Here is a 24,256-nt window from a genome sequence, read left to right on the forward strand (position 1 = left end):
ATTATGGCTATGTTGCAAAAGGTCGTCCCGTTGGGCATCTACGAAAAGGCGCTGCCGCCGGGAGAGGACTGGCTGACGCGTCTGCAACTGGCGGGTGAACTGGGATTTGATTTCGTAGAGATGTCGATAGATGAGAGCGACAGCCGTCAGGCAAGGCTGGACTGGAGCAGCGAGCAGCGCCTGGCGCTGGTTCAAGCCGTTGCGACCAGCGGCGTACGCGTGCCTTCACTGTGCCTGAGCGCCCACCGTCGGTTTCCTTTAGGCAGCGAGGATGATGAGGTGCGCAACCAGGGGCTGCAGATTATGCAAAAGGCCATCCGGCTGGCGCAGGATCTCGGCATCCGGGTGATTCAATTGGCGGGTTATGACGTTTACTACCAGCAGGCCAATGACAACACGCGCGAGAGGTTTCGCGACGGTTTGAAACAGGCGGTGGAAATGGCCAGTCGTGCCCAGGTGACGCTGGCGATGGAAATTATGGATTACCCGTTGATGAACTCGATCAGCAAGGCGCTGGGCTATGCCCATTACCTGAATAACCCGTGGTTTCAGCTGTATCCGGATATTGGCAACCTGTCGGCCTGGGACAACGACGTGCAGATGGAACTGGTTGCCGGTCGCGGGCATATCGTGGCGGTCCATGTAAAGGATACCCGTCCGGGCGAGTTTAAAAACGTGGCCTTTGGCGAAGGGGTGGTCGATTTTGAAGGTTGTTTTAGTACCTTATTGCACAGTGGCTACCACGGACCCTATCTGATTGAGATGTGGAGCGAAACTGCGACCGACCCGTTACAGGAGGTGAGGGCGGCGAAAGCTTGGGTGACTGAACGTATGGCAAGGGCCGGGTTGGCTATAGGAGCTTAGTATGCTGGAACAACTGAAACAGCGGGTCTATGCCGCGAATATGGCCCTGCCTGCGTACGGGCTGGTGACTTACACCTGGGGCAACGTCAGCGGTATTGATCGTGAACGGGGGCTGGTGGTGATCAAGCCGAGCGGCGTACCTTATGAAAATATGCAGGCCACCGATATGGTGGTGGTGAATATGCAAGGAGAAGTGGTGGCGGGGCGTTTGCGGCCTTCTTCCGACACCCCCACACATTTGGCGCTGTATCGGGAATATGCACAAATTGGCGGCATTGTGCATACCCATTCCACTCACGCTACCGCCTGGGCGCAGGCCGGTAAGTCGATACCGGCGCTTGGCACTACCCATGCCGATTATTTTGCCGGGGATATTGCCTGCACGCGTGGACTGACCGCGGAAGAAGTCGCCGGAGAATACGAGTTGAATACCGGGAAGGTGATAATAGAAACCCTGGGGTGCCGTCAGGCGCTCGACACGCCAGGCATTATCGTGTTCCAGCACGGCCCATTCAACTGGGGCCTCACGCCGGATGAGGCGGTGCATAATGCGGTGGTGCTGGAGGAGGTGGCGAAAATGGCCTGGATCAGCTACGGCATAAATCCTGATATTAGCCGCATTGATGACCATCTGCTGGCAAAACATTATAGCCGCAAACACGGAGTGGCCGCCTATTACGGCCAAGGATAGCTCTGGGTTAAAACGTTATCAGGCACCATACCCCATCATCTTCAGCAGCTGTTGTGCCTGCTGTACCGCTTCCTGGCGGTGGGCCACGCCCAACTTCTGGTACAGGTTACGAATATGGGTTTTGATGGTGGTGGCGGCCACCGCCAGTTCGCCGGCGATCTGGTCGTTGCTGTAGCCGGAATAAATCAGCCCCAGCACCTGCCATTCACGCTGTGTCAGCGGACTGGTGCGGATCAGTTCTGGCACCTGTGGATGAGTTAGCAGCTTATCGACGAAGTTCTCGTCAAAATGCGCAAACTTATGCCGATGATGCTGGTTGATATCGCGCAGAATACGTTGGGCACGGTGGTTTTCCAGCTCCGGCAGCGTATTGAGCTGGATCAATTGGCGTAGCTGCTGTGCCATCGCTTCACCTTCAATAACGAAGTGACTGATAAATCCGGTGCGGCTGGCCAGTGACAACGCCTCCATCAGCACCTTTTGAGCGTCGCTTTTGCGTTCCATCTGCCAGTAAAGTTGATTGCTGAGCAGCAGGTTACGGTTCAGATCGCTGACCAGTCGCAGGCGTCGGGCGTTTTCGTTGAGTTCATCCAACACCACCTCGGCTTCTTCATACTGGCCCAGCATGATTTGTACCCGGGCAATGTTGCGCCACTGGCCCTGCATAAAGTGGTTGTCCGCCATGCCGGGCTTTTCAGTCTGGCGCAGCCATTGGGCCGCGGCGGCAGTATCGCCGGTCATCTGCCAGAGGATCACTCGCGGTTTGTCGGCGTTGGTCAGCCAGTCGCTATGGTAATGGGTACCGTGCAGCAGCACTTCGCAACGTTGCATGTGCGCATTGGCGTTATCCAGATCGCCACGAGCCAGAGAACACTTGGCCAGCATGGCGATGCATTGCAACTGTTGCTGGGGCTGGTAGTTGGCCAGGATTTTCAGACCTTCGCGAGCCGCATCTTCCGCTTCGTCCAGCCGTGACCATGACCACAGGATTTGTGAACGGATGCGCAGCAGGAACTCATGCATCGGCAATTGTTCCAGATGCTGTTCACGTACCAGTTCAAACGCCTTGTCCTGAGTCTCAAAGGCGGCCTGCAGGAAACCCTGAGCGATCAGAATCTCGCTCTGCTGCAACAGTGCCCACAGCGCATAGTGGTAAGCCTGATGGCGCCGCGCCATCTGCTCGGTTTGCTGCATCATCGGCAGTGCACGTGCCAGTTCGCCCTTGCAGTGATGGACTTCGCCGGTCACCGAGGTGGCAACGATACGGCTGTAATAACTGGAAAGTGGCAGGAACTTCAGCGCCTCGGTAGCCAGGCGTTCGGCTTCTTCCGGCTTACCGGCGTTGATCGCTACCTGGGCGCGTAGGGCGTCAAATTCGGCCTCTAAGGTGCGATCGACCTCAATTTTTTGCTCGCGCATTGCCTGTTCGGCGCGTTCCAGCAGGGTGTTCACTTCGCTGTAGCGGTGTTGGCTCTGCGCCAACCAGGCTTGCAGCAGCGCCAGCTTGGGATTTTGGATCAGCCGTTCATATGGCAGCGCATTCAAACACTCTTCCAGCAAGGCCAATTCGCTGTGATGAAACAGCGACCAGGCATGCTGCAGCAGAATGTCGCGCAGCATACTGACGTCGGTGGCGGCCAGCGCGTGGTGAATGGCCTCTGCCGGGTAACCCAGCGCCAGCCAGCCTTCGGCGGCGGCACGGTGCAAGCCGGGCAGCTCCAGTGCCAGTTCCCATTGGCAGCGTTGACGCAGGAAGGTGGCGAACAGCGGATGGAAGCAGAACCATTCACCGCTGTCGTCCATGCGGTGGATAAATAACCCCTGACGTTCGAGTTCTTCCAGCCGTTGCTGGCCGTTGTCTTCGCCGGTCAGACGCACGATCAGCGCATCATTCATGGAGCGCAGCACCGAACAGCGCAGCAGGAAGGCGCGCGCCTCAGCGTCGACGTGATCCAGCACTTCGTCCACCAAATAATCCGACAGGTGACTGGCGTTCAGCCCGGCCAGGCGTTTGGCGGACTGTTGGGCGGAGGAGGTGGACTGCCGGGCGGACAGCGCGATCAGCTGCAGCGCAGTGGCCCAACCTTCGACTTCATCGCACAGGCGGCTGCTGTCTTGCGATTCCATTGGTGCCACCAGGCGGCAGTCGAAGAACTGTTTGGCTTCCTGATGGGTAAAGGCCAGTTGTTGCGTGCCCATTTCCAGCAGTTGGTCGCGCACGCGCAAATTGGCAATACCCAGCGGTGGCAGGGTGCGGGACAGCAGGATCAGCGTCAGGTTTTCCGGCTGGTGGCGCAGGAAAAAGCGCATGGCTTCATGAATGACATCGTTGGTGATCAGGTGGTAGTCATCAATCACCAGATACAGCGGTTGGTGCCATTCGGAAAGTTCGATAAACAATTGGGCAAACAGTGCCGACAGGCTGGCGTACTGATGTTTTTGGCTCAGCGCCTCGCTCTTCACGCAGTGACCGCCGCTGGCGAGTTGCAGGGCGGCGATCAGATAGCTGGCGAAACGCTCTGGCTGGTTGTCGCTTTCATCCAGCGAGTACCAGCCCAAATCTGATTTTCCGGCCGCCCATTGGGCGACCAATGTCGTTTTTCCGTATCCCGCAGGGCAATTGACCAATGTCAGGCGATAGTTGGCCGTGCTGGCGAGTTTGGCCAACAGGCGATCGCGGATCACGGTATTTTGCAGCCGTACCGGACGGCTCAGTTTTGATGGGATCAGCATAGTATTCCAGAGTGAAAAGCGCGGTTCCCGCCGCCGTAGGCCTGCCCGATGGCGTTTTTTTCATCGCGACGCCTGCCGGGATCGGAGTGAGGTTAATTATTTTATGGCTCGTAATTAATCCCCCTCCTAAGTTCTGACAACGTTAAACGTATTGCAACAAGGTTCAGCATTGGCTTGGAGTTAAATTGCTATTGATCACACTTTTTTACGTTTGCAGGCAAATCCCTGTGGAGTCGCGGTGTGGTGGTGCGGTTTGGTGACACAGAGGCAGAAAAGCATTTCCGGCTGTGTGCAACACTATAGCCGCTGCAATATCTATGCTAACGTCCTTGAACAATTTTTCACCTTTTCTCGGTGCTCGCTGCCTTCGTCGGTGGGCTTTTTTGCATGATGCAAGGGAGTCAAAAAGTGCCTGAGATCACAATTTTAGCTACGCCCCAATCCTCCTCCCCAGCTAATCCCCAGGCGGGATGATGCCTTCACTGTTTCTCCCCGGCACGATAACGGTAATTTGACCCACTTACTGGATAGAGAGTTTTCCTTATGTCACAGCCTACGCTTAAAAAGGATGCTTTTCTGGCGGCACTGAACCGTCAGTGGCAACAGTTTGGCCTCAGTTCTGCACAACAGATGACCCAGCACCAATGGTGGGAAGCGGTCAGCCGCGCACTGGCCGAGCAGCTTGCTGCACAACCGGCTCCGCGTAAAAGCAATAAGTCGTTGCGCCATGTGAACTACATTTCGATGGAGTTTCTGATTGGCCGCCTGACGGCTAACAACTTGATTAACCTGGGCTGGTACGACACCGTCGAGCAGGCATTGGCGGAACAGGATATCAAGCTGGCGGATCTTCTGGAGCAGGAAACCGATCCGGCGTTGGGTAATGGCGGGCTGGGGCGCCTGGCGGCCTGTTTCCTGGACTCGATGGCAACGGTGGAGCAGCCAGCCACCGGCTACGGGCTGAATTATCAGTATGGGCTTTTCCGTCAGTCATTTAGCGGTGGCCAGCAGCAAGAAGCCCCGGACAACTGGCAGCGCGAAAGCTACCCGTGGTTCCGCCACAATGCGGCGCTGTCGGTGGATGTGGGCATCGGTGGGAAACTGGAGAGACTGGCCGATGGCCGCGAACTGTGGCGCCCTGAGTTTACCCTGCGCGGTGAAGCCTGGGATCTGCCGGTGTTGGGCTTCCGTAATGGTGTGACCCAGCCGCTGCGCCTGTGGCAGGCCACCCATCAGCATCCGTTTGATCTGAGCGATTTCAACGACGGCAAATTCCTGCAGGCGGAGAAACAGGGCGTGGAAGCGGCCAAGCTGACCAAGGTGCTGTACCCGAATGACAACCACCAGGCGGGTAAGCGCCTGCGCCTGATGCAGCAATACTTCCAGTGTGCCTGTTCGGTGGCCGATATTCTGCGTAAGCACCATTTGGCGGGCCGCAAGATTGAAGAGCTGCCGAAGTACGAAGTGATCCAGCTCAATGATACCCACCCGACCATCGCCATTCCGGAAATGCTGCGCCTTCTGCTCGATGAGCATCAGCTGGACTGGGATGCCGCCTGGGCGATTACCAGCAAAACTTTCGCCTACACCAACCATACCCTGATGCCGGAAGCGCTGGAGTGCTGGGATGAGAAGCTGGTACGCAGCCTGCTGCCGCGTCATTTCTCCATCATCAAGCAGATCAATGCCAACTTCAAAAAACTGGTGGGTAAACACTGGCCGGGCGACGATGCGGTGTGGGCCAAGCTGGCGGTGCACCATGATAAACAGGTGCGCATGGCTAACCTGTGCGTGGTCAGCGGTTTTGCAGTCAACGGCGTGGCCCAGTTGCACTCCGATCTGGTGGTGAAAGACCTTTTCCCGGAATATCACCAGCTGTGGCCAAACAAATTCCATAACGTCACCAACGGCATTACGCCACGCCGCTGGCTGAAGCAGTGTAACCCGGCGCTGTCAGGGCTGATTGATGAAACGCTGAAGATGGAGTGGGCGAACGACCTTGATGCCCTGAAAGGGCTGGAGAAATACGCCGATGATGCGGCGTTCCGCCAGCGTTATCAGCAAATCAAACGTGATAACAAAGTCGTATTGGCCAACTATGTACACGACGTGATGGGGTTGACGCTCAATCCGGACGCGATTTTCGACGTACAAATCAAACGCCTGCACGAATACAAACGCCAACATTTGAACCTGCTGCACATTCTGTCGCTGTATCGTCAACTGCGCGATAATCCGCAACTCGATATCGTGCCGCGGGTGTTCCTGTTCGGTGCCAAAGCGGCACCGGGCTACTACCTGGCGAAAAACATCATTTACGCGATCAATCAGGCGGCTGAAAAGATCAACAACGATCCACTGGTGAAGGATCGTCTGAAAGTGGCGTTTATTCCTGACTACCGCGTGTCTGTTGCTGAGCTGATGATCCCGGCGGCAGATATTTCCGAGCAGATTTCCACTGCAGGTAAAGAAGCCTCCGGCACCGGCAACATGAAGCTGGCATTGAACGGTGCGCTGACCGTCGGCACCCTGGATGGCGCTAACGTGGAAATCGCCGAGCAGGTGGGTGAAGACAATATCTTTATCTTTGGTAACACCGTGGATCAGGTGAAGGCGTTGCTGGCAAAAGGCTATGATCCGCTCAGCTATCGCAAGAAAGACAAGCACCTGAAGGCGATCCTGGACGAGCTGGCGAGCGGTGCATTTAGCCACGGCGACAAGCATGCTTTCGACATGATGCTGCACAGCCTGCTGGAAGGCGGCGACCCTTATTTGGTGCTGGCGGACTTTGCTTCTTATTGCAAAGCTCAACAGCAGGTAGATGAACTCTATCGTGACCGTGATGAGTGGACGCGTCGTACTATTCTTAACACCGCGCGTGTCGGTATGTTCAGTTCGGATCGTTCGATTCGTGACTACCAGCAGCGTATCTGGCAAGCCAAGCGTTAAGGAGAACGAATGGAGCACAAGGTCATCGATCAGGCGGCAGCTCAGGCGGGTATCGCTGCCGATTATATTAATGCCCACGGTCAACAGCAGGCGATCGCTGAGGACACCAAGCGCCGACTGCTGGACGCCATGGGGCGCAGTACGACCCCATTGGAGGCCGCAGTGCTGCCGCTACCGGCGGTGAAGGTGTTCTATCAGGGGGCACCGGTGGCATTGCCGCTGGCAGGTAGCGGCGAGTATCTGTGGACGCTGCAGCGCGAAGACGGTGGCCAGCGACAGGGACGTGCCAGCGCGCGTAAAACTTTTACCCTGCCGGGCGAGTTACCGCCGGGCTATCACCAACTGACGTTGAAGCAGGACGCGCAGCAGTGGCATTGCCGGCTGATCGTGGCACCGAGACGCTGCTTTGAACCGGATGCCTTACTGACCGGAAAGAAGCTGTGGGGCGCTTGCGTCCAGCTTTATACCCTGCGTTCAGACCGTAACTGGGGCATCGGTGACTTTGGCGATCTGCGCCAGATGGTAGAGCAGGTCGGTGAACGGGGCGGTGCTTTTGTTGGACTGAACCCGATCCACGCGCTGTATCCGGCCAATCCGGAAAGCGCCAGCCCGTACAGCCCGTCATCGCGCCGCTGGCTGAACGTGATTTATATCGATGTTAATGCGGTGGAAGATTTCCAGCTCAACGACGCCGCACAGCAATGGTGGTTGAAACCGACCACGCAAAAAAAACTGGCCGCAGCGCGTAGCACTGAACAGGTGGATTACAGCACGGTGACGCAGCTGAAGCTGGCGGCGCTGCAGCTGGCATTCCCGCAGTTCCAGGCGCGTAAAGCGGGTGACGAGCAGCGTCAGGCATTTGAGCAGTTTGTTCTCGAAGGCGGTGACAGCCTGTATCAACAGGCGGCTTTTGATGCGCTGCATGCCCATCTGGCAGCCATTGACAGCAGCCTGTGGGGCTGGCCGGCCTGGCCGGAACAATATCAACAGGGCGACAGTGCTGCGGTGCAGCAATTTTGTCAGCAACAGCAGGATCAGGTGCAGTTTTACCTGTGGCTGCAGTGGCTGGCCGCCAGCCAGTTCGCTGATTGTTTCCGCCTGAGCCAGCAACAGCAGATGCCAATTGGCCTGTATCGCGATTTGGCAGTCGGCGTGGCGGAAGGGGGCTCGGAAACCTGGTGCGAGCCGGATCTTTATTGTCTGAAAGCCTCGGTGGGCGCACCGCCGGACATTCTGGGGCCGCTCGGGCAAAACTGGGGTCTGCCACCGATGGACCCGCATGTGATGGCGGCGCGCGGCTATCAGCCGTTTATCGATCTGCTGCGCGCCAATATGACCAGCTGCGGCGCGCTGCGCATTGATCATGTAATGGCGTTGCTGCGTCTGTGGTGGATCCCCTACGGTGAAACCGCGGTTCACGGTGCCTATGTGAAATACCCGGTGGACGATCTGCTGGCGGTGCTGGCACTGGAAAGCCAACGTCACCGCTGCATGGTGATTGGCGAAGACCTCGGGACCGTGCCGGTTGAGATTGTCGGTAAACTGCGCGACAGCGGGGTTTATTCCTATAAGGTGCTGTACTTCGAACGTGACGGTGAGAACCACTTCCGCGCACCGCAGGCCTATCCGGTGCAGGCTATGGCGACCATCACCACGCACGATCTGCCGACGCTGCGCGGTTATTGGCAAAGTGGTGACCTGCAGTTGGGTAACCAACTGGGGCTGTATCCGGACGCCGAGATCCTCAAAGGGCTGTTCGCCGATCGCGAACGTGCCAAACAGGGGTTGCTGGATGGGCTGCACCACTATGGTTGTGTACCGCAGAAGGTAGGAAAAAAGGCGGCGTTGTTACAGATGAGCCCGTTGCTTAACCGGGGCTTACAGCGTTATGTCGCCGACAGTGCCAGCGCCTTGCTGGGTCTGCAGCCGGAAGACTGGCTGGACATGGCGGCTCCGGTCAATATTCCCGGTACCAGCAGTCAGTACCCTAACTGGCGGCGCAAACTGACCCAAACGCTGGAGGAGATGTTTGCCGATCAACAGGTTGACCGGTTACTGAAGGATTTGGACAAGCGGCGGCGTAAGGTATCGGTAGGATAATTGAGGTGAAAATACCGGATTGGGTAAACCGAATCCGGTATTTTTTTATCCGCTGTGGGACATCTGGCCCTGGAACAGGGGATTAATAATAGGAGTGCTCGCCGCGCTGGTGCTCGGTCAAATCGCGTACGCCTTTCAGTTCAGGGAACTTCTGCAGCAGCTCTTTCTCGATGCCTTCCTTCAGGGTTACATCGACCATGGAACAACCGTTACAGCCGCCACCAAACTGCAGGATCGCCAAGCTGTCATCAGTGATTTCCATCAGCGTCACACGGCCGCCGTGGCCTGCCAGCTGTGGGTTGATCTGTGACTGCAATACGTATTCAACGCGCTCCATCAGGGGGGCATTGTCGTCCACTTTGCGCATTTTGGCGTTTGGCGCTTTCAGCGTCAGCTGCGAGCCCAGTTGGTCGGTGACGAAGTCGATTTCGGCATCAATCAGATAAGGCTTGCTCAGTTCGTCGATATAGGCGGACAGCTTTTCGAACTTCAGCTCGGTGTCTGTCGCTTCAACCGCGTCCGGCGGGCAATAAGAGACACCGCATTCGGCTGTAGGCGTACCCGGGTTGATCACGAATACGCGGATTTGGGTGCCTTCCTCTTGATTTGCCAGCAGTTTGGCAAAGTGTTCCTGTGCAGTATCTGTTATACGAATCATGGCATTAGCTCGTTAGTTCAAATAGTTGACTTCTATACCAGGCTGCGCCCCGCCATTGAACGTGAGCACCGCTGGCGGTCATTTGGACGCGCAGCAAGGCGCGAGTCGTGAGGTTTGGTGGGCCAAATAAGCGGCTCGTAACACAGGTGCGCGTTCAAATGGCCCCAGCCCTTCGGGTCGCGCCCCAAAAGCCCGTACTCTGTGTTGTCGGGCTTGAACGTAGGCCCACTATGCCCTGCCCCCTCCGCCTTGATTACGGACTTTTGGGTCTGCGACGGTGCCACGGTCAATGGCGGGACACAGCCTTATTATAATACGCCCATTGCTGTGGCACTACAACGTGCGGCAAACGCACCAGATCTGTATTGATGCCACCCCCTGCTGCTGCAACAACCTGGCAATTTCCGCCACCGTACTGCCCGTCGTTACCACATCGTCCAACAGAGCGACGTGTCGGCCCTCGAGGGACTCATGGCAACGAAATGCTCCGCGCAGATTACGCCGACGCATGCGGGCCGGCAACCCTTGTTGCGGAGCGGTTTTGCGTACCCGGCTCAGGGCTGCGGGGCGGTAGTTGCAGCCCAGCCAGTAAGCCAGTGGCCGTGCCAGCAGGCTGCTCTGGTTATAACCGCGTCGCCAGCAACGTTTTGCCTGCAAGGGTACCGCTAAAATCACATCGGGTCTGTTCAAATGCTGCTCTCGATGCGCCTGCTGCCAGTTTAGCAAAATTAGCCGTGCCAGCAGCGGCGCCAGCTCCGGAGTGTGCTGAAATTTGAATTTTTTGATTAGCTGACGTAATGGGGCCTGATAATCGCTGACGAACACCAGTGCCTGCCAAGGGGGCGGTTGCTGCAGACAGCGGCCACAGGGCAAAACGGTATCGCCGGCGGGCAGGCCGCAGCGGGGGCAGCATAAGGGTTTGGCCGGCAGGTGGCGCAGGCAATAGCTGCAGATGCCATGATGGCTGAGGCGTAATGGCTGTCGGCATAGCCAACAGCGGCTGTAGATTGATAGCATAGCCGTCCTCCCTGACGGATGAGAATGAAAGGACAATAACCGATGACAGCGTTGTACTGGCAAACAATAGGTGAAGGCGATCGCGATCTTGTGCTGCTGCACGGCTGGGGGCTGAACGCGGAAGTGTGGAGTTGCATGCTTGAGCGGTTGACGCCGCATTTTCGCCTGCATCTGGTCGATCTGCCGGGCTATGGCCGCAGCCAGGGGTTTGCTGCCATGTCGCTCGAGCAAATGGCGGAAATTGTGTTGGACGCCGCGCCGGCGCAGGCCTGGTGGTTGGGTTGGTCACTTGGTGGGCTGGTGGCCAGCCAGATTGCGTTGATGCAGCCGCAACGGGTGCATGGGTTGATCACCGTGGCTTCTTCGCCATGCTTTGCGGCACAGGATGACTGGCCAGGGATCCGCCCGGAAGTGCTGAGCGGTTTTCAGCATCAGCTGAGTCAGGATTTTCAGCGTACCGTAGAGCGTTTTTTGGCATTACAGACGCTGGGCACGGAAAGCGCACGACAGGACGCCCGTCTGCTGAAATCGGTGGTGCTTAACCAGCCGACGCCGAGTGTTGAAGTCCTGAACGGCGGTCTTGAAATATTGCGGACTGCCGACCTCCGCCAGCCGTTGGCGCAGCTGTCGCTACCCTTGTTGCGGGTTTACGGTTATCTGGACGGATTAGTGCCGCGCAAGGTCGCTGAATTGCTCGACGTCATTTGGCCACACTCACCATCAATCATCATTGCGAAAGCAGCCCACGCGCCATTTATTTCTCAGCCTGTTGAATTCGCTGAAATTATCTGCACCTTTGTGGCCGAAAGTGGGATCCGCCGCGAAAACGCACAATAAAGCGTTAAAAAATAGCCGCTTAGTGGATAAAAAATAAACCTGTCCGATACTTAGGGAGGTAACTGCGTTGGCTGGGAAATGAAAAAACCGTTCATGGTTTTTTTACTTTGGCGTTTCGTCTCTGGGAAAACGGCTCTCGTCAGGGAAAGCAGCGAGGTCAGAAAATGTCACGGCAGCTGGTGTTATGACGCATTTACCCTGGACAGTTATTCATAATAAATAAACTATCCATTGAGAGGTATTGTAATGAAATCTTTGAAAATGATTATTGCCGCGTTAGTTGTAGGTTCAGTGTCTTTCAGCACCATGGCAGCTACCCTGCTGACCAAGGAAGATCTGGACAAGAATCCGGGTAAATACGAGAAAGTAGGGACAGTAACCACCACCGCACAGACCACGTCGCCAATGGACGCAAAAGAAGAGCTGTCCAAACTGGCCGATGAAAAAGGCGGCCAATACTACGTTATTCTGGCAGGCCGTGAACACGGCAAGTTCAGTGCTATTGCTGACGTGTATAAAGACAAAAAATAACTATTGATTCAAAAAGGGGCGCGCCTGTGCTGTGCCCCGATCCTTGCTTACGACTTCAAACGATAGGCCACCGTACTGCACTTCTTGCCCTCAGGGCAGCTTTTGCAACTGCCGCTCAGGCAGGCGTCGTTATCCTGCTCAATTCGCTCCACTTTCCCCATCGCGATTAAACGTTCCAGCATTGCCTGCACTAACGGCAGCGGAGCCGCCAACTGACGGCTGAGTTGAAGCGCCTGCACGCTGCCGTGCAGTGCCATTGCATCGCGGACCTGCAACAGGCCGGCCATCAGTGACACTTGCCCTTGGCACCCTGACAGCAGGCCGCAGGTGTGGCGTTGCCCAGACGCACCGTTACCCGACTGCGCGCCCGACGCAGGCCGAACAGGATCAACAGATTGAACAGCACCACGATGGTTATCGCCGTCAGGCTGTACTGTGGGTGCTGGCTGAAGGTGGCGACCTGATAAAACAACGTGGCCAACGAGTAAGCGACATTCAGCCCCCAGAGAATGGAGAAGGTCATCCAGCCACGGCTGGATTCACGGGCGATAGCCCCCATGACCGAGACGCAGGGGACGTACAGCAACACGAAAATCAGGTAGCTGTAGGCGGAAACCCCGGAACCGAATTTACTACTCATTACGCCCATCGAACCGACGTCCATTTCCCCGTCGCCCTTGCTGGCCTCAATCGGGTTGGACAGGACGCTCAGGCTGAAGGTGTCTTTCAAGCCCTGCCAGGTAGTGTCCAGGGCACCGCCCAGTTCGTCCAGCAGGTTAAAGTTGGCGGCGTCAAACTCGGTGTTATTGATGTGTTCGGCGGTGTACAGCGTGTTCAGCGTGCCGACCACCACTTCTTTCGCCATGGCCCCGGTGACCAGGCCGACGGTGGCCTGCCAGTTATCATTGTGTACGCCCATCGGCTGCAGCAGCGGTGTCAGCACCTTGGATACCGATGCCAGCGCGGAGTCATTGATGTTATCCACCGGCTTGCCGCTGAACGAAAAACTGTTCAGGCCGCCAATGAAGATGCTGGCAATCACGATCACTTTACCGGCACGCAGGACGAAGCCTTTCAGTCGCTGCCAGGTTTGCAGCAGCAGGCTTTTCAGGTGCGGCACGTGGTAGACCGGCAACTCCATAACGAAGGGGGAGGCTTCGCCGCGCATGATGGTGTACTTCAACACCAGCCCGGTGAGGATCGCCACGACAATGCCGAGCATATACAGGGAAAACACCACGCCAGCTCCATCCTGGCCGAAGAAGGCGGCGGCAAAGACGGCAAAGATTGCCAGCCGTGCACCGCAGGACATGAATGGCGCCATCATGATGGTAATCAGGCGTTCGCGCTGAGCATCCAGCGTGCGTGCACCCATGATCGAAGGCACGTTACAGCCGAAGCCGACAATCAGCGGCACAAAAGATTTACCCGGCAGTCCGAGTGCCTGCATCAGGCGATCCATCACGAAGGCCGCTCGCGCCATATAGCCGGAGTCTTCAAGAAATGACAGGAATAGATACATCATGCCGATTTGTGGCACCAGCGGCAGCACGGTGTTGATACCGCCACCTACCCCTTGAGCCAGGAAAATGGTCAGCCATTCCGGGAAGTGCAGGTTAAAGCCCAGCCATTGAATGCCCTGGATAAAAATGGCCGCAGAGCCAATATCGAAAATCGGCTGCAGTGCGCCGCCTATGTTGATCGCCAGCAGGAACATCAGATACATCACCACCAGGAAGATTGGTACTCCCAGCCAACGATTGAGGATCACTTTATCCAATGCTTCGGTCAGGCGGTTTGGCATCGCCTGCTGAGAATTACTGACGGCGTCACACAGGGTGGCAATCGACTGATAGCGCGCATCGGCGATCACCAGTGCCGGGTCTTCCTGATGCTGCTGTTGCAGTGTCTCTTTGGCTGCCGGTAGCAGAGCCGCTGCCGGGCCAGCCAAAGTATGGCTGTAGATATCGCCCTCCAGCATCTGCAGTGCCAGCCAGCGACGCTGTTCGCTCGGCAGGTTTTGCGGCATCGCATCGCTCAACGTGGTCATTTCTTTCAGCAGCACCGGCGGGTAGAGCACCAGCGCTTTCAATTCGTTGAACTGATGATTGTCGATCATCTGCTTTAGTACGCCAATACCGTCGGCCTTGGTGGAGACCAGCGGTACCACCGGGCAGCCGAGGCGTGCGGACAGTGCAGCAGTATCAATATCGATTTTCTGGCTTCTGGCGATATCCAGCATGTTCAGCGCAACGATGCAGGGAATGCCCAGTTCCAATAGTTGCAGCGTCAGGTACAGATTGCGCTCCAGATTGGAAGCGTCAACCACGTTGATCAACAGGTCTGCATCGCCGCTCAGGATGTAGTGGCAGGCGATCTGTTCGTCGAGTGAGGTTTGCTCCGAGATGGTGGTCAGGGAGTAGGTGCCGGGCAGATCGACCAGTTTGACCTGGGATTGTGGCGTGGTGAACAGGCCTTCTTTACGTTCTACCGTCACCCCCGCCCAGTTACCAACCCGCTGGCGCGCGCCGGTAAGCTGATTAAACAGCGTCGTCTTGCCGGAGTTAGGATTTCCTATTAAGCCAATAGTGAGTTTTTTCATAATTTTGCGTGATATCAGTCAAGGGAAATTGGGCCAGGCAATGTGCGTGGTCAAAGCAAGGCGGCTCAGCGTCAGGATTGGCCGTCGAGCAGGATCAGGGCCAGATCTTTCCTGCGCAGCACCAGGCTGACGCGGCGAGTTTTAATTTCTATGGGATCGCCCAGCGGCGCTACGCGCACTACTTCAAACGATGAACCCGGCAGTATGCCGAGTGATAAAAGTTTCTGGCGGTAGGCTGGGCCAATGTCATTGGCGAAGCCGGCGATCTTATACGATCGTTTAGGCAGAAGATGCATGTAACCTTCCCTGAGCCCAGCTTATTGGGCTGATGGTGATAAAGAACGTTCCAAAGGAAGCGTCGTGGTAAACATGACGCGCCGGCGACGTTTTCAATCCATGAAGTAATGTAGTGAACACGCAAAATAATAATAGTGAGAATCATTATCGCATTCAATACAAAAAATAGGGGTATTGGCAACCAAAGGTTGTGGCGATCACATTTAACGATCGAGATTGCCTGATGGGGCTACTTTTATCACCCAGCCTGGCCAAGTGTAAATGAGAATGATTGGTTAAATCAGTTACATTATTGTAGTATTTTTTTCCAGATTGAAAAAATTAGCGAAAAACTCAATAGTCATGATCCGGAAGTGTCACTATTGGTATTTATTTGGCAACATCTCAGTGGCTAAATACGAGCGGTAACTATTTGTGTTTCTCTGAGAAATACCAAAATGAGAACATGATGTTAATAACGGTGTTAATCGATGGCTATTTTCAGGCCTGAAACATCGGGCCATTATGGCTGTTGGCAAGATTGGAGAAATATGCAGGTTTATTGAGGCGGGTCAAATAATCGCGGGGATAGTTCGGCAAGAAAGGGCGGAGTTTACTCCGCCCTGCATCCCATTGGCCTGGCCAGGGCCTGATTAAGATTTTTTGCCGAATGCCGCTGCCAGCGCATCGCCCATGGCGCTGTTACCCGCCGAGGTGTTGTTGTTGCCGCGTGGTTTGGCCTTATTGGCCGGTGCCCGGTTTGCGTTGTCTCTTGCCGGGGCGGCGTTACCGCCGCGGCGTGGTGAACCTTCCCCCGGTTGCTCGTCCAGACGCATGCTCAGCGCGATGCGTTTGCGCTGCAGGTCAACTTCCATCACCTTCACTTTGACGATGTCGCCGGCTTTCACTACGGTGTGCGGATCTTCGACAAACTTGTCCGCCAGCGAGGAGATATGCACCAGACCGTCCTGATGCACGCCGATATCGACAAAGGCCCCGAAGTTGGTGACGTTGGTCACTGAACCTTCCAGGATCATCCCCGGCTGCAGGTCGCTCAGGGTTTCGACGCCTTCGGCAAAGGTAGCTGTTTTGAATTCCGGACGCGGATCGCGGCCTGGTTTCTCCAGCTCTTTCAGGATGTCGGTCACCGTCGGTACGCCGAACTTGTCGTCGGTAAAATCGCCGGCCTTCAGGCTGCGTACGGCTGATGGGTTACCCATCAGATCCTGCAATGCCTGGCGGGTGGCGGCCAGAATACGTTCGACTACCGGGTAGGTTTCCGGGTGAACGGTCGAAGCGTCCAGCGGATTGTCACCGTGGTTGATACGCAGGAAGCCAGCACACTGCTCAAAGGCTTTTGGCCCCAGGCGACTGACTTTCAACAGCTGCTCACGGTTGCTGAAACGGCCGTTCTCATCACGCCAGGTGACGATGTTCTGCGCCATCATGCGCGTCAGGCCGGCTACGCGGGTCAGCAGCGGCACCGAGGCGGTGTTCAGATCGACCCCAACGGCGTTTACGCAGTCTTCAACCACCGAATCGAGCTTTTTCGCCAGTTGGCTTTGGCTGACATCGTGCTGGTACTGGCCAACACCGATGGATTTTGGATCGATTTTTACCAGCTCGGCCAGCGGGTCCTGCAGGCGGCGGGCGATGGAGACGGCACCACGCAGCGAGACGTCGAGATTCGGGAACTCCAGCGCCGCCAGTTCGGAGGCGGAATATACCGAGGCACCGGCTTCGCTGACGATCACTTTCTGTGCTTTGACTTCGCTGAACTGCTGTTGCAAATCAAGGTAAAAACGCTCGGTTTCACGCGACGCGGTACCGTTGCCGATGGCAACCAGTTCCACCTTATGTTTGATGCACAGTGCCGCGACGATGGCCGCGGCTTTGGCGGCCTGACCGGTGTGCGGATAGACGGTGTCGGTGGCGACCAGCTTGCCGGTGGCATCCACCACCGCCACTTTCACCCCGGTACGCAAGCCCGGATCCAGCCCCATGGTTGCACGCATGCCGGCCGGTGCGGCCATCAGCAGATCGTGCATGTTACGGGCGAAGACGTTGATCGCTTCGTCTTCTGCACGTTCGCGCAGGGTACTCATCAGTTCGGTTTCCAGATGCAGCAGCACCTTGATACGCCAGGTCCAGTTGACCACCGCTTTGCGCCAGGTATCTGCTGGGGCGTTATTCAGACGCAGGTTGAGATGGCTGATGATGATCTGTTCCGCCTGGCTTTCGCGCGGGGCTTCTTCAAACTGTGGGTCGGCGTTGAGCGCCAGTTGCAGCACGCCTTCGTTGCGGCCACGGAACATCGCCAGAGCACGGTGTGAAGGTACATGAGCAATAGGCTCATGGTGATCGAAATAGTCACGGAATTTGGCACCTTCTTCTTCTTTGCCTTCCACCACTTTGGATACCAGATGGGCGTTTTTCCACAGGTAGTCACGTACCTTGGCCAGCAAGGCAGCGTCTTCGGCGAAGCGCTCCATCAGGATGTAACGCGCACCGTCGAGGGCGGCTTTAACGTCCGCCACGCCTTTGTCGGCGTCAACGTAGCCTTCGGCCAACTGTTCAGGTTGCTGCTGAGGATCCTGCCACAGGGTGTCCGCCAAAGGCTCCAGACCGGCTTCAATCGCGATCTGCCCACGGGTGCGGCGCTTGGGTTTGTACGGCAGGTAGAGGTCTTCGAGTTCGGTTTTGCTTTGCGTGGCGGTGATCGCCTCCGCCAGCTGTTCGGTCAGTTTGCCCTGCTCGTCGATCGATTTTAGGATGGTCTGACGGCGGTCTTCCAGTTCACGCAGATAACCCAGGCGGGTTTCCAGCTGGCGCAGTTGGGTATCGTCCAAACCCCCGGTGACTTCCTTACGATAGCGTGCAATAAAGGGCACGGTATTACCTTCATCCAGCAGACGGATGGCGGAGTCAACTTGCTCCGGCCGGGCCTGAAGTTCTGTTGCAATAATGCGGCTCAGTGGGTCATTCATAGGTCTGGTATCTGTTGAGAATGGTTAGTAAACAGGGGAACAGTTATACGGATTGCTCGTGGAAAATGCCAGTGAAGCGGGCCGCCTCTCGGCAGCAATGACGCGTAAAGCGGCCTGTACCGCGGCGGTGGGCGGCCGCTCGGAAAAAACTGAAATCTTATTTAACGTACTCGATCTCATTCACATACCACAGCGCCTCGCCTGCCGGGGTGTTGACGGTGGCGGCATCTCCCACTTCTTTTTTCAGCAGCGCGCGGGCCATCGGTGAATCGATGGAGATGTAGTCCCGGCGGCCAAAAATCTCGTCATAGCCGACGATGCGAAAGCGTTTGATCTCGCCATCTTCGTTTTCCACCACTACCCAGGCACCAAAGAAGACTTTACCTTCCTGCTGCGGCGAGTGGTCGACGACCTTCAACTGTTCGAGGCACTTGGTCAGGTAACGCACCCGGCGATCGATTTCCCGCAACCGTTTTTTGTTGTACTGATAGTCGGCATTTTCGCTTCTGTCACCCAGGCTGGCCGCCCAGGTCACTTTTTTGGTGACCTCTGGCCGATCTTCACGCCAGAGGTAGTCCAGCTCTTTTTTCAGTTTTTCGTACCCTTCACGGGTGATAAGCGGAGTTCTCATGCAACCTTGTTACCGTGGCAATAGTGGAACCTATAGCGCGAAGTGTACGACAGATACGGGGCCAGAGGCATCGAAAATAGAACCAGTCAGGGGACGCTGTCGACGATCGTGACCGACATCTCACCGATGCGCTCGATACTGACGTCGATGCGAGCGCCTGCCTGTATCGCGGAGACCCCTGCGGTGTACCGGTATAAATCATGTCCCCCGGCTACAGGGTAAACATCGCCGAGGCATAGGCGATCAGGCGCTGTACGTTATAAATCAGGTGACGAGTGTTGGAGTGCTGCCGGAGCTGACCGTTGACCCGAATGCTGAGATCCAGCGCGTTCGGGTCGCCGATTTTATCGGGGGGAAATACGTGGGTTATTCCAATGCGATGACGACAAAAGTACCGATGAATGTCCGGGAGAACATTAGGTGCATTGTTACTGGCGGCTTAGAGTGAGGGTAGACTCGCCGGCACCAGGGCTAATCAGGTTATAAAGACGTTATTAATTTGAGGGCCAGTCCCCTGCAGTTCACGATGATGATGTCATTCTTGCGGGAGGGCTGAGTGGGCTTTTTACGGCGAAACGAGACAATAATGTGTGGATTAATTAGTCTGCTGTATGAAAGATATTGATAATTCGGTAAAAGAATAAGCTTTGTAACAATTTAGTCTAGAATATATACCAATAATTGCTGTCCGAATTGGCATGGTTTTTTAACAATATTCACGTCAGGCAATACAGCCTTTGGGAGTAATACAATGCAAGAGAATCATAAGATTCTGGTCGTCGATGATGACATGCGCTTGCGCGCGCTTTTAGAGCGTTATTTAACCGAACAGGGTTTTCAGGTTCGCAGCGTTGCCAACGCTGAGCAAATGGATCGCTTGCTGACACGTGAATCCTTCCACCTGATGGTGCTGGACCTGATGTTGCCGGGCGAGGACGGGCTTTCTATCTGCCGCCGTCTGCGCAGCCAAAGTAACCCTATGCCGATCATTATGGTGACCGCCAAAGGTGAAGAAGTCGACCGTATCGTTGGCCTGGAAATCGGTGCTGACGATTACATCCCAAAACCCTTCAACCCGCGTGAACTGCTGGCCCGTATCCGTGCGGTATTGCGCCGTCAGGCCAATGAACTGCCGGGCGCCCCTTCGCAAGAAGAAGCGGTGATTGCCTTTGGCAAATTCAAACTGAACCTGGGTACCCGCGAAATGTTCCGTGAAGACGAGCCTATGCCATTGACCAGCGGCGAGTTCGCGGTACTGAAGGCGTTAGTGAGCCATCCGCGTGAACCGCTGTCGCGTGACAAGTTGATGAACCTGGCCCGCGGCCGTGAATACAGCGCCATGGAACGCTCCATCGACGTGCAGATTTCTCGTCTGCGCCGTATGGTTGAGGAAGATCCTGCGCATCCACGTTATATCCAGACCGTTTGGGGTCTTGGCTACGTCTTCGTTCCGGACGGCAGCAAGGCATGAGACGATTACGCTTTTCACCGCGTAGCTCGTTTGCCCGAACCCTGCTATTGATCGTCACCTTGCTGTTCGTCAGCCTGGTGACGACCTATCTGGTGGTGCTGAACTTCGCCATCCTGCCCAGTTTGCAGCAGTTCAACAAGGTATTGGCCTACGAAGTTCGTATGCTGATGACCGATAAGCTGCAGCTGGAGGATGGGACTTTGCTGGAGGTGCCTCCGGCGTTCCGTCGTGAAATCTATCGCGAACTGGGGATTTCTCTCTACACCAATTCGGCGGCGGAGGAGAGCGGTCTGCGCTGGGCGCAGCACTATCAATTCCTCAGCCAGCAAATGGCTCAGCAGCTCGGCGGGCCAACCGACGTCCGGGTAGAGGTGAACAAAAATTCACCGGTGGTGTGGCTGAAAACCTGGCTGCAGCCGGATATCTGGGTGCGCGTTCCGCTGACCGAAATTCACCAGGGCGATTTCTCGCCGCTGTTCCGTTATACCCTGGCAATTATGCTGCTGGCGATAGGCGGTGCCTGGCTGTTTATTCGTATTCAAAACCGTCCGCTGGTGGAGCTGGAGCATGCCGCTCTGCAGGTGGGCAAAGGTATTATTCCGCCGCCGTTGCGTGAGTACGGCGCATCTGAGGTGCGTTCGGTAACTCGGGCCTTTAATCAGATGGCGTCGGGCGTTAAACAACTGGCGGATGACCGCACACTGCTGATGGCTGGGGTCAGCCATGACCTGCGCACACCGCTGACGCGCATCCGTCTGGCAACCGAGATGATGAGTGCCGAAGACGGCTACCTGGCGGAGTCGATCAATAAAGATATTGAAGAGTGCAACGCCATCATTGAGCAGTTTATTGATTATCTGCGCACCGGCCAGGAGATGCAGACCGAGTTAAGCGATCTGAATGGCATTCTGGGTGAAGTGGTCGCGGCCGAGAGCGGCTATGAGCGGGTTATCGAAACCGCCATGGCGCCAGGTGAGCTGATGATGAATGTGCATCCTCTATCGATCAAGCGTGCGGCGGCGAATATGGTGGTCAATGCGGCGCGTTACGGCAACGGCTGGATCAAGGTCAGTAGTGGTCGTGAACTGCAGCGCGGCTGGTTCCAGGTGGAGGACGATGGCCCGGGCATTAAACCGGAAGAGTTGAAACATCTGCTGCAGCCGTTCGTCCGTGGTGACAGCGCACGTAGCACCAGTGGGACCGGACTTGGCCTGGCTATTGTACAACGTATTATCGATGGCCATCACGGCGCTCTGGATATCGGCACCAGCGAACGCGGCGGGTTGTTGATCAGGGCTTATATTCCGTTACCGATGGAAAAGAAAGAGTCGGCCAACGGCCATCAGGCAGTGAAAGACAGCGCCAAACTCCCCTGACAGTGAAGCTGCCCTGTCAGGGTTTTCTGCTCATCACGTAATATTCCGCCGCTTCTTCATGCAGACGCCGACCGGTGCTGGCTTGCCAGGGGTCGATTAATTCAATTCCGCAATGGATAAAGTCTTTGGTATTACGCGTGGCCAGGGCGGCACCGTAATGCAGGCAGGTAGCGGCGATCTGGGTGTCTGGGAAACTGACGCCGATGCCTTGGCGGCGGTTGGCACCCATTAACTCCGCATGTTTCAGAGCGCAGCCAGTGTCAAAGGGTAAAATCCTGTCCAGAAACTCTTCCTGCAGCATTACGCCGAGATTCGACTGTAACTCAAACTGATTTTTGCCATAGGGCATGCAGGTTATGCCAGTATATAGCTCAGCTACCACGACAGCGCTCAGATAGAATTGATACGTATCTTGTTGATCCAGCCACCTTAAAACATGGTAATGAGGTGCCGGGCGCAGTAACTCTGAAACTACATTGGTATCGAGAATGATCATACCTGGTCATCATCGTCATCAAAGGTGACAATGCGCACGGGTGTTTTATCACGCGGTGGGATTTCCAGTTCAACTCCGCCCAACTCGGCAAAGTGTTGATGTATGCGAGTGCCTAAACCATAGCGCGGCGGTTTTTTCACCAACGCCTGTTTCAAAATCATACGAGCTTCCTCCTCCATGGAATGGCCATTTTTCGCTGCCGAAACGCGCAGCAACTCTTTTACTTCGTCGTCCAGATTTCTGACGGTTATGCTAGCCATTGAAACCTCCTTTGCTATCAATGATTGCAGTGCTTATTATCCCTTTGCGTTGGTTAAATAACAACCGATAAAAATAAAAAAAGGCGTGGGATCCACGCCTTAGCTGAAGCTGAAAAGAAGGTATTACAGTTTTGGTCCGGCGCTGACCAGCGCGGCACCTGCCGGAGTATCCGTGTATTTGTCAAAGTTGGTGACAAAACGCTCGGCCAGGTCCTGTGCCTTCTCTTGCCATTGTTCAAGGCTGGCGTAAGTGGCGCGTGGATCCAGGATATCCGGGTTAACGCCCGGCAGTGAGGTTGGCATCGCCAAGTCGAAGATAGGCAGAGTAATGGTTTCTGCCTTATCGATTTCACCACTGAGGATCGCGTCGATAATGCCGCGGGTATCCTTGATCGAGATACGTTTGCCGGTGCCGTTCCAGCCAGTGTTCACCAGATAAGCCTGCGCGCCGGCAGCCTGCATGCGTTTCACCAGCACTTCAGCGTACTGCGTTGGGTGCAGCGACAGGAAGGCTGCGCCGAAGCAGGCGGAGAAGGTTGGGGTAGGTTCGGTCACGCCGCGCTCGGTACCGGCCAGTTTGGCGGTAAAGCCAGACAGGAAGTGGTACTGGGTCTGGTTAGCGGTCAGGCGAGATACCGGCGGCAGTACGCCGAAGGCGTCTGCGGTCAGGAAGATCACCTTGGTGGCGTGACCCGCTTTGGAAACCGGCTTCACGATATTCTGGATGTGATAGATCGGGTAGGAAACGCGGGTGTTCTCGGTTTTCGAACCATCATTGAAATCTATGGTGCCATCAGCCAGAACGACGACGTTTTCTAGCAGCGCATCGCGTTTGATGGCGTGATAGATATCCGGCTCCGCTTCTTCAGATAGCTTGATGGTTTTGGCGTAGCAACCGCCTTCGAAGTTAAATACGCCATCGTCATCCCAGCCGTGCTCGTCATCGCCAATCAGCTGGCGTTTCGGATCGGTGGACAGGGTGGTTTTGCCGGTACCGGACAGGCCGAAGAAGACCGCCACGTCGCCTTTCTCGCCTACGTTGGCCGAGCAGTGCATTGAGGCGATGCCTTTCAGCGGCAACAGGTAGTTCATGATGGAGAACATACCCTTTTTCATTTCGCCACCGTACCAGGTGCCGCCAATCAGTTGCATGCGCTCGGTCAGATTGAAGGCGACAAAGTTTTCCGAATTCAGGCCCTGTTGCTGCCAGTTCGGGTTAGTGCATTTGGCACCGTTCATCACCACGAAGTCTGGCTCGAAATCCTGCAGCTCTTCATCGGTCGGGCGGATGAACATGTTTTTAACGAAGTGCGCCTGCCAGGCTACCTCGGTAATAAAGCGAACTTTCAGACGGGAGTCGGCGTTGGCGCCGCAGAAGGTATCCATCACAAACAGGCGTTTGCCGGAGAGTTGCGTGGTGACCAGTTGTTTCAGGTCTGTCCAGGCTTCCGGGCTAAGGGGTTTGTTGTCGTTTTTACCTTTACCCTGATCGGCCCACCACACGGTGTCGCGGGTGATGTCGTCACGGACAATGTACTTATCTTTCGGGGAACGGCCGGTAAAAATACCGGTGTCGACGGATACAGCACCTAGCTTGGTTACTACCCCACGCTCAAAACCTTCCAGAGATGGGTCTGTTTCTTCCTTGAACAGCAAGTCATAACTCGGGTTGTGAACGATTTCGCCGACGTTATGAATCCCATAAGCGGCCAGATCCTGAGGGGTTATACCTTTAACACGCATGTCACTACTCCTTGGTCACAGAATTTCTGGCGCC

20 protein-coding genes are annotated in these 24,256 nt (G+C 55.8%); 8 read left to right on the forward strand and 12 right to left on the reverse strand.

Translation table 11 applies throughout. The annotated features are described in order from the left end of the window. Positions 1–9 precede the first annotated feature (9 nt). Both ACUTSU_RS19915 and ACUTSU_RS19920 read left to right on the forward strand, forming a co-directional pair. The gene (locus ACUTSU_RS19915; protein ID WP_445652811.1) at positions 10–864 is read left to right on the forward strand and encodes an L-ribulose-5-phosphate 3-epimerase; all 855 of its coding nucleotides are present in this window, start codon (positions 10–12) and stop codon (positions 862–864) included. A gap of 4 nt (positions 865–868) precedes the next feature. Beyond that, positions 869–1,555 (forward strand): L-ribulose-5-phosphate 4-epimerase, encoded by a 687-nt coding sequence (locus ACUTSU_RS19920; protein WP_445652810.1) that lies wholly within the window; start codon positions 869–871, stop codon positions 1,553–1,555. Between the two features lie 18 nt (positions 1,556–1,573). Here ACUTSU_RS19920 and malT read toward each other — a convergent pair whose 3' ends face one another. Further along, entirely contained in the window at positions 1,574–4,288 is a 2,715-nt protein-coding gene (malT, locus tag ACUTSU_RS19925; RefSeq protein ID WP_445654635.1) for an HTH-type transcriptional regulator MalT, read from the reverse strand. Between the two features lie 543 nt (positions 4,289–4,831). Between malT and malP the strand changes: the two genes are divergently transcribed. Together malP and malQ are read left to right on the forward strand one after the other, a co-directional pair. Then, the gene (gene malP, locus ACUTSU_RS19930) at positions 4,832–7,237 is read left to right on the forward strand and encodes a maltodextrin phosphorylase (protein ID WP_445652798.1); all 2,406 of its coding nucleotides are present in this window, start codon (positions 4,832–4,834) and stop codon (positions 7,235–7,237) included. Between the two features lie 9 nt (positions 7,238–7,246). Further along, positions 7,247–9,337 carry a 4-alpha-glucanotransferase gene (malQ, locus tag ACUTSU_RS19935; protein WP_445652797.1) on the forward strand — a complete coding sequence of 697 codons (2,091 nt, stop codon included), beginning with the start codon at positions 7,247–7,249 and terminating at the stop codon, positions 9,335–9,337. An 82-nt stretch (positions 9,338–9,419) separates the two neighbouring features. Here the strand turns inward: malQ and nfuA are convergent, their stop codons facing one another. Both nfuA and gntX read right to left on the reverse strand, forming a co-directional pair. After that, the gene (gene nfuA, locus ACUTSU_RS19940; RefSeq protein WP_261432458.1) at positions 9,420–9,995 is read right to left on the reverse strand and encodes a Fe-S biogenesis protein NfuA; all 576 of its coding nucleotides are present in this window, start codon (positions 9,993–9,995) and stop codon (positions 9,420–9,422) included. 333 nt (positions 9,996–10,328) lie between these two features. Beyond that, positions 10,329–11,012, reverse strand: a complete 684-nt coding sequence (gene gntX, locus ACUTSU_RS19945) for a DNA utilization protein GntX (protein WP_445652796.1) — start codon at positions 11,010–11,012, stop codon at positions 10,329–10,331. A 42-nt stretch (positions 11,013–11,054) separates the two neighbouring features. Between gntX and bioH the strand changes: the two genes are divergently transcribed. Beyond that, complete coding sequence (gene bioH, locus ACUTSU_RS19950) at positions 11,055–11,849, forward strand: pimeloyl-ACP methyl ester esterase BioH (protein ID WP_445652795.1); 795 nt, start codon at positions 11,055–11,057, stop codon at positions 11,847–11,849. Between the two features lie 246 nt (positions 11,850–12,095). Beyond that, entirely contained in the window at positions 12,096–12,380 is a 285-nt protein-coding gene (locus ACUTSU_RS19955; protein ID WP_445652794.1) for a YdgH/BhsA/McbA-like domain containing protein, read from the forward strand. Positions 12,381–12,427: 47 nt separating this feature from the next. Here the strand turns inward: ACUTSU_RS19955 and ACUTSU_RS19960 are convergent, their stop codons facing one another. From ACUTSU_RS19960 to ACUTSU_RS19985, 6 genes are all read right to left on the reverse strand, one after another. Beyond that, complete coding sequence (locus ACUTSU_RS19960) at positions 12,428–12,667, reverse strand: FeoC-like transcriptional regulator (RefSeq protein ID WP_445652809.1); 240 nt, start codon at positions 12,665–12,667, stop codon at positions 12,428–12,430. Then, positions 12,667–14,982, reverse strand: a complete 2,316-nt coding sequence (feoB, locus tag ACUTSU_RS19965; RefSeq protein WP_445652793.1) for a Fe(2+) transporter permease subunit FeoB — start codon at positions 14,980–14,982, stop codon at positions 12,667–12,669. The genes ACUTSU_RS19960 and feoB overlap by 1 nt, the downstream gene beginning before the upstream one ends. 71 nt (positions 14,983–15,053) lie before the next feature. Then, positions 15,054–15,278, reverse strand: a complete 225-nt coding sequence (gene feoA / locus ACUTSU_RS19970; protein ID WP_445652792.1) for a ferrous iron transporter A — start codon at positions 15,276–15,278, stop codon at positions 15,054–15,056. A gap of 633 nt (positions 15,279–15,911) precedes the next feature. Further along, positions 15,912–18,245 (reverse strand): Tex family protein, encoded by a 2,334-nt coding sequence (locus tag ACUTSU_RS19975; RefSeq protein ID WP_445654636.1) that lies wholly within the window; start codon positions 18,243–18,245, stop codon positions 15,912–15,914. A 157-nt stretch (positions 18,246–18,402) separates the two neighbouring features. After that, positions 18,403–18,876, reverse strand: a complete 474-nt coding sequence (greB, locus tag ACUTSU_RS19980) for a transcription elongation factor GreB (protein ID WP_445652790.1) — start codon at positions 18,874–18,876, stop codon at positions 18,403–18,405. A 211-nt stretch (positions 18,877–19,087) separates the two neighbouring features. Then, on the reverse strand, positions 19,088–19,279 hold the full coding sequence (locus ACUTSU_RS19985; RefSeq protein WP_445654658.1) for a fumarylacetoacetate hydrolase family protein: 192 nt from the start codon (positions 19,277–19,279) through the stop codon (positions 19,088–19,090). Positions 19,280–19,627: 348 nt separating this feature from the next. On the opposite strand from ACUTSU_RS19985, the gene ompR reads away from it, so the two are divergent. Together ompR and envZ are read left to right on the forward strand one after the other, a co-directional pair. Continuing rightward, positions 19,628–20,347: an osmolarity response regulator transcription factor OmpR gene (ompR, locus tag ACUTSU_RS19990; RefSeq protein ID WP_004709363.1), complete on the forward strand. Its 720-nt coding sequence runs from the start codon at positions 19,628–19,630 to the stop codon at positions 20,345–20,347. After that, positions 20,344–21,723, forward strand: a complete 1,380-nt coding sequence (gene envZ / locus ACUTSU_RS19995; RefSeq protein WP_012147296.1) for a two-component system sensor histidine kinase EnvZ — start codon at positions 20,344–20,346, stop codon at positions 21,721–21,723. Before ompR ends, envZ begins: the two co-directional genes overlap by 4 nt. A gap of 16 nt (positions 21,724–21,739) precedes the next feature. Here envZ and ACUTSU_RS20000 read toward each other — a convergent pair whose 3' ends face one another. From ACUTSU_RS20000 to pckA, 3 genes are all read right to left on the reverse strand, one after another. Continuing rightward, on the reverse strand, positions 21,740–22,219 hold the full coding sequence (locus ACUTSU_RS20000) for a type II toxin-antitoxin system VapC family toxin (protein ID WP_445654637.1): 480 nt from the start codon (positions 22,217–22,219) through the stop codon (positions 21,740–21,742). Then, entirely contained in the window at positions 22,216–22,479 is a 264-nt protein-coding gene (locus ACUTSU_RS20005) for a FitA-like ribbon-helix-helix domain-containing protein (protein WP_445654638.1), read from the reverse strand. The genes ACUTSU_RS20000 and ACUTSU_RS20005 overlap by 4 nt, the downstream gene beginning before the upstream one ends. Positions 22,480–22,602: 123 nt before the next feature. Continuing rightward, on the reverse strand, positions 22,603–24,222 hold the full coding sequence (gene pckA / locus ACUTSU_RS20010; protein WP_445652787.1) for a phosphoenolpyruvate carboxykinase (ATP): 1,620 nt from the start codon (positions 24,220–24,222) through the stop codon (positions 22,603–22,605). Between the last annotated feature and the right edge of the window lie 34 nt (positions 24,223–24,256).

The organism is Serratia sp. NA_13, from assembly GCF_052691735.1.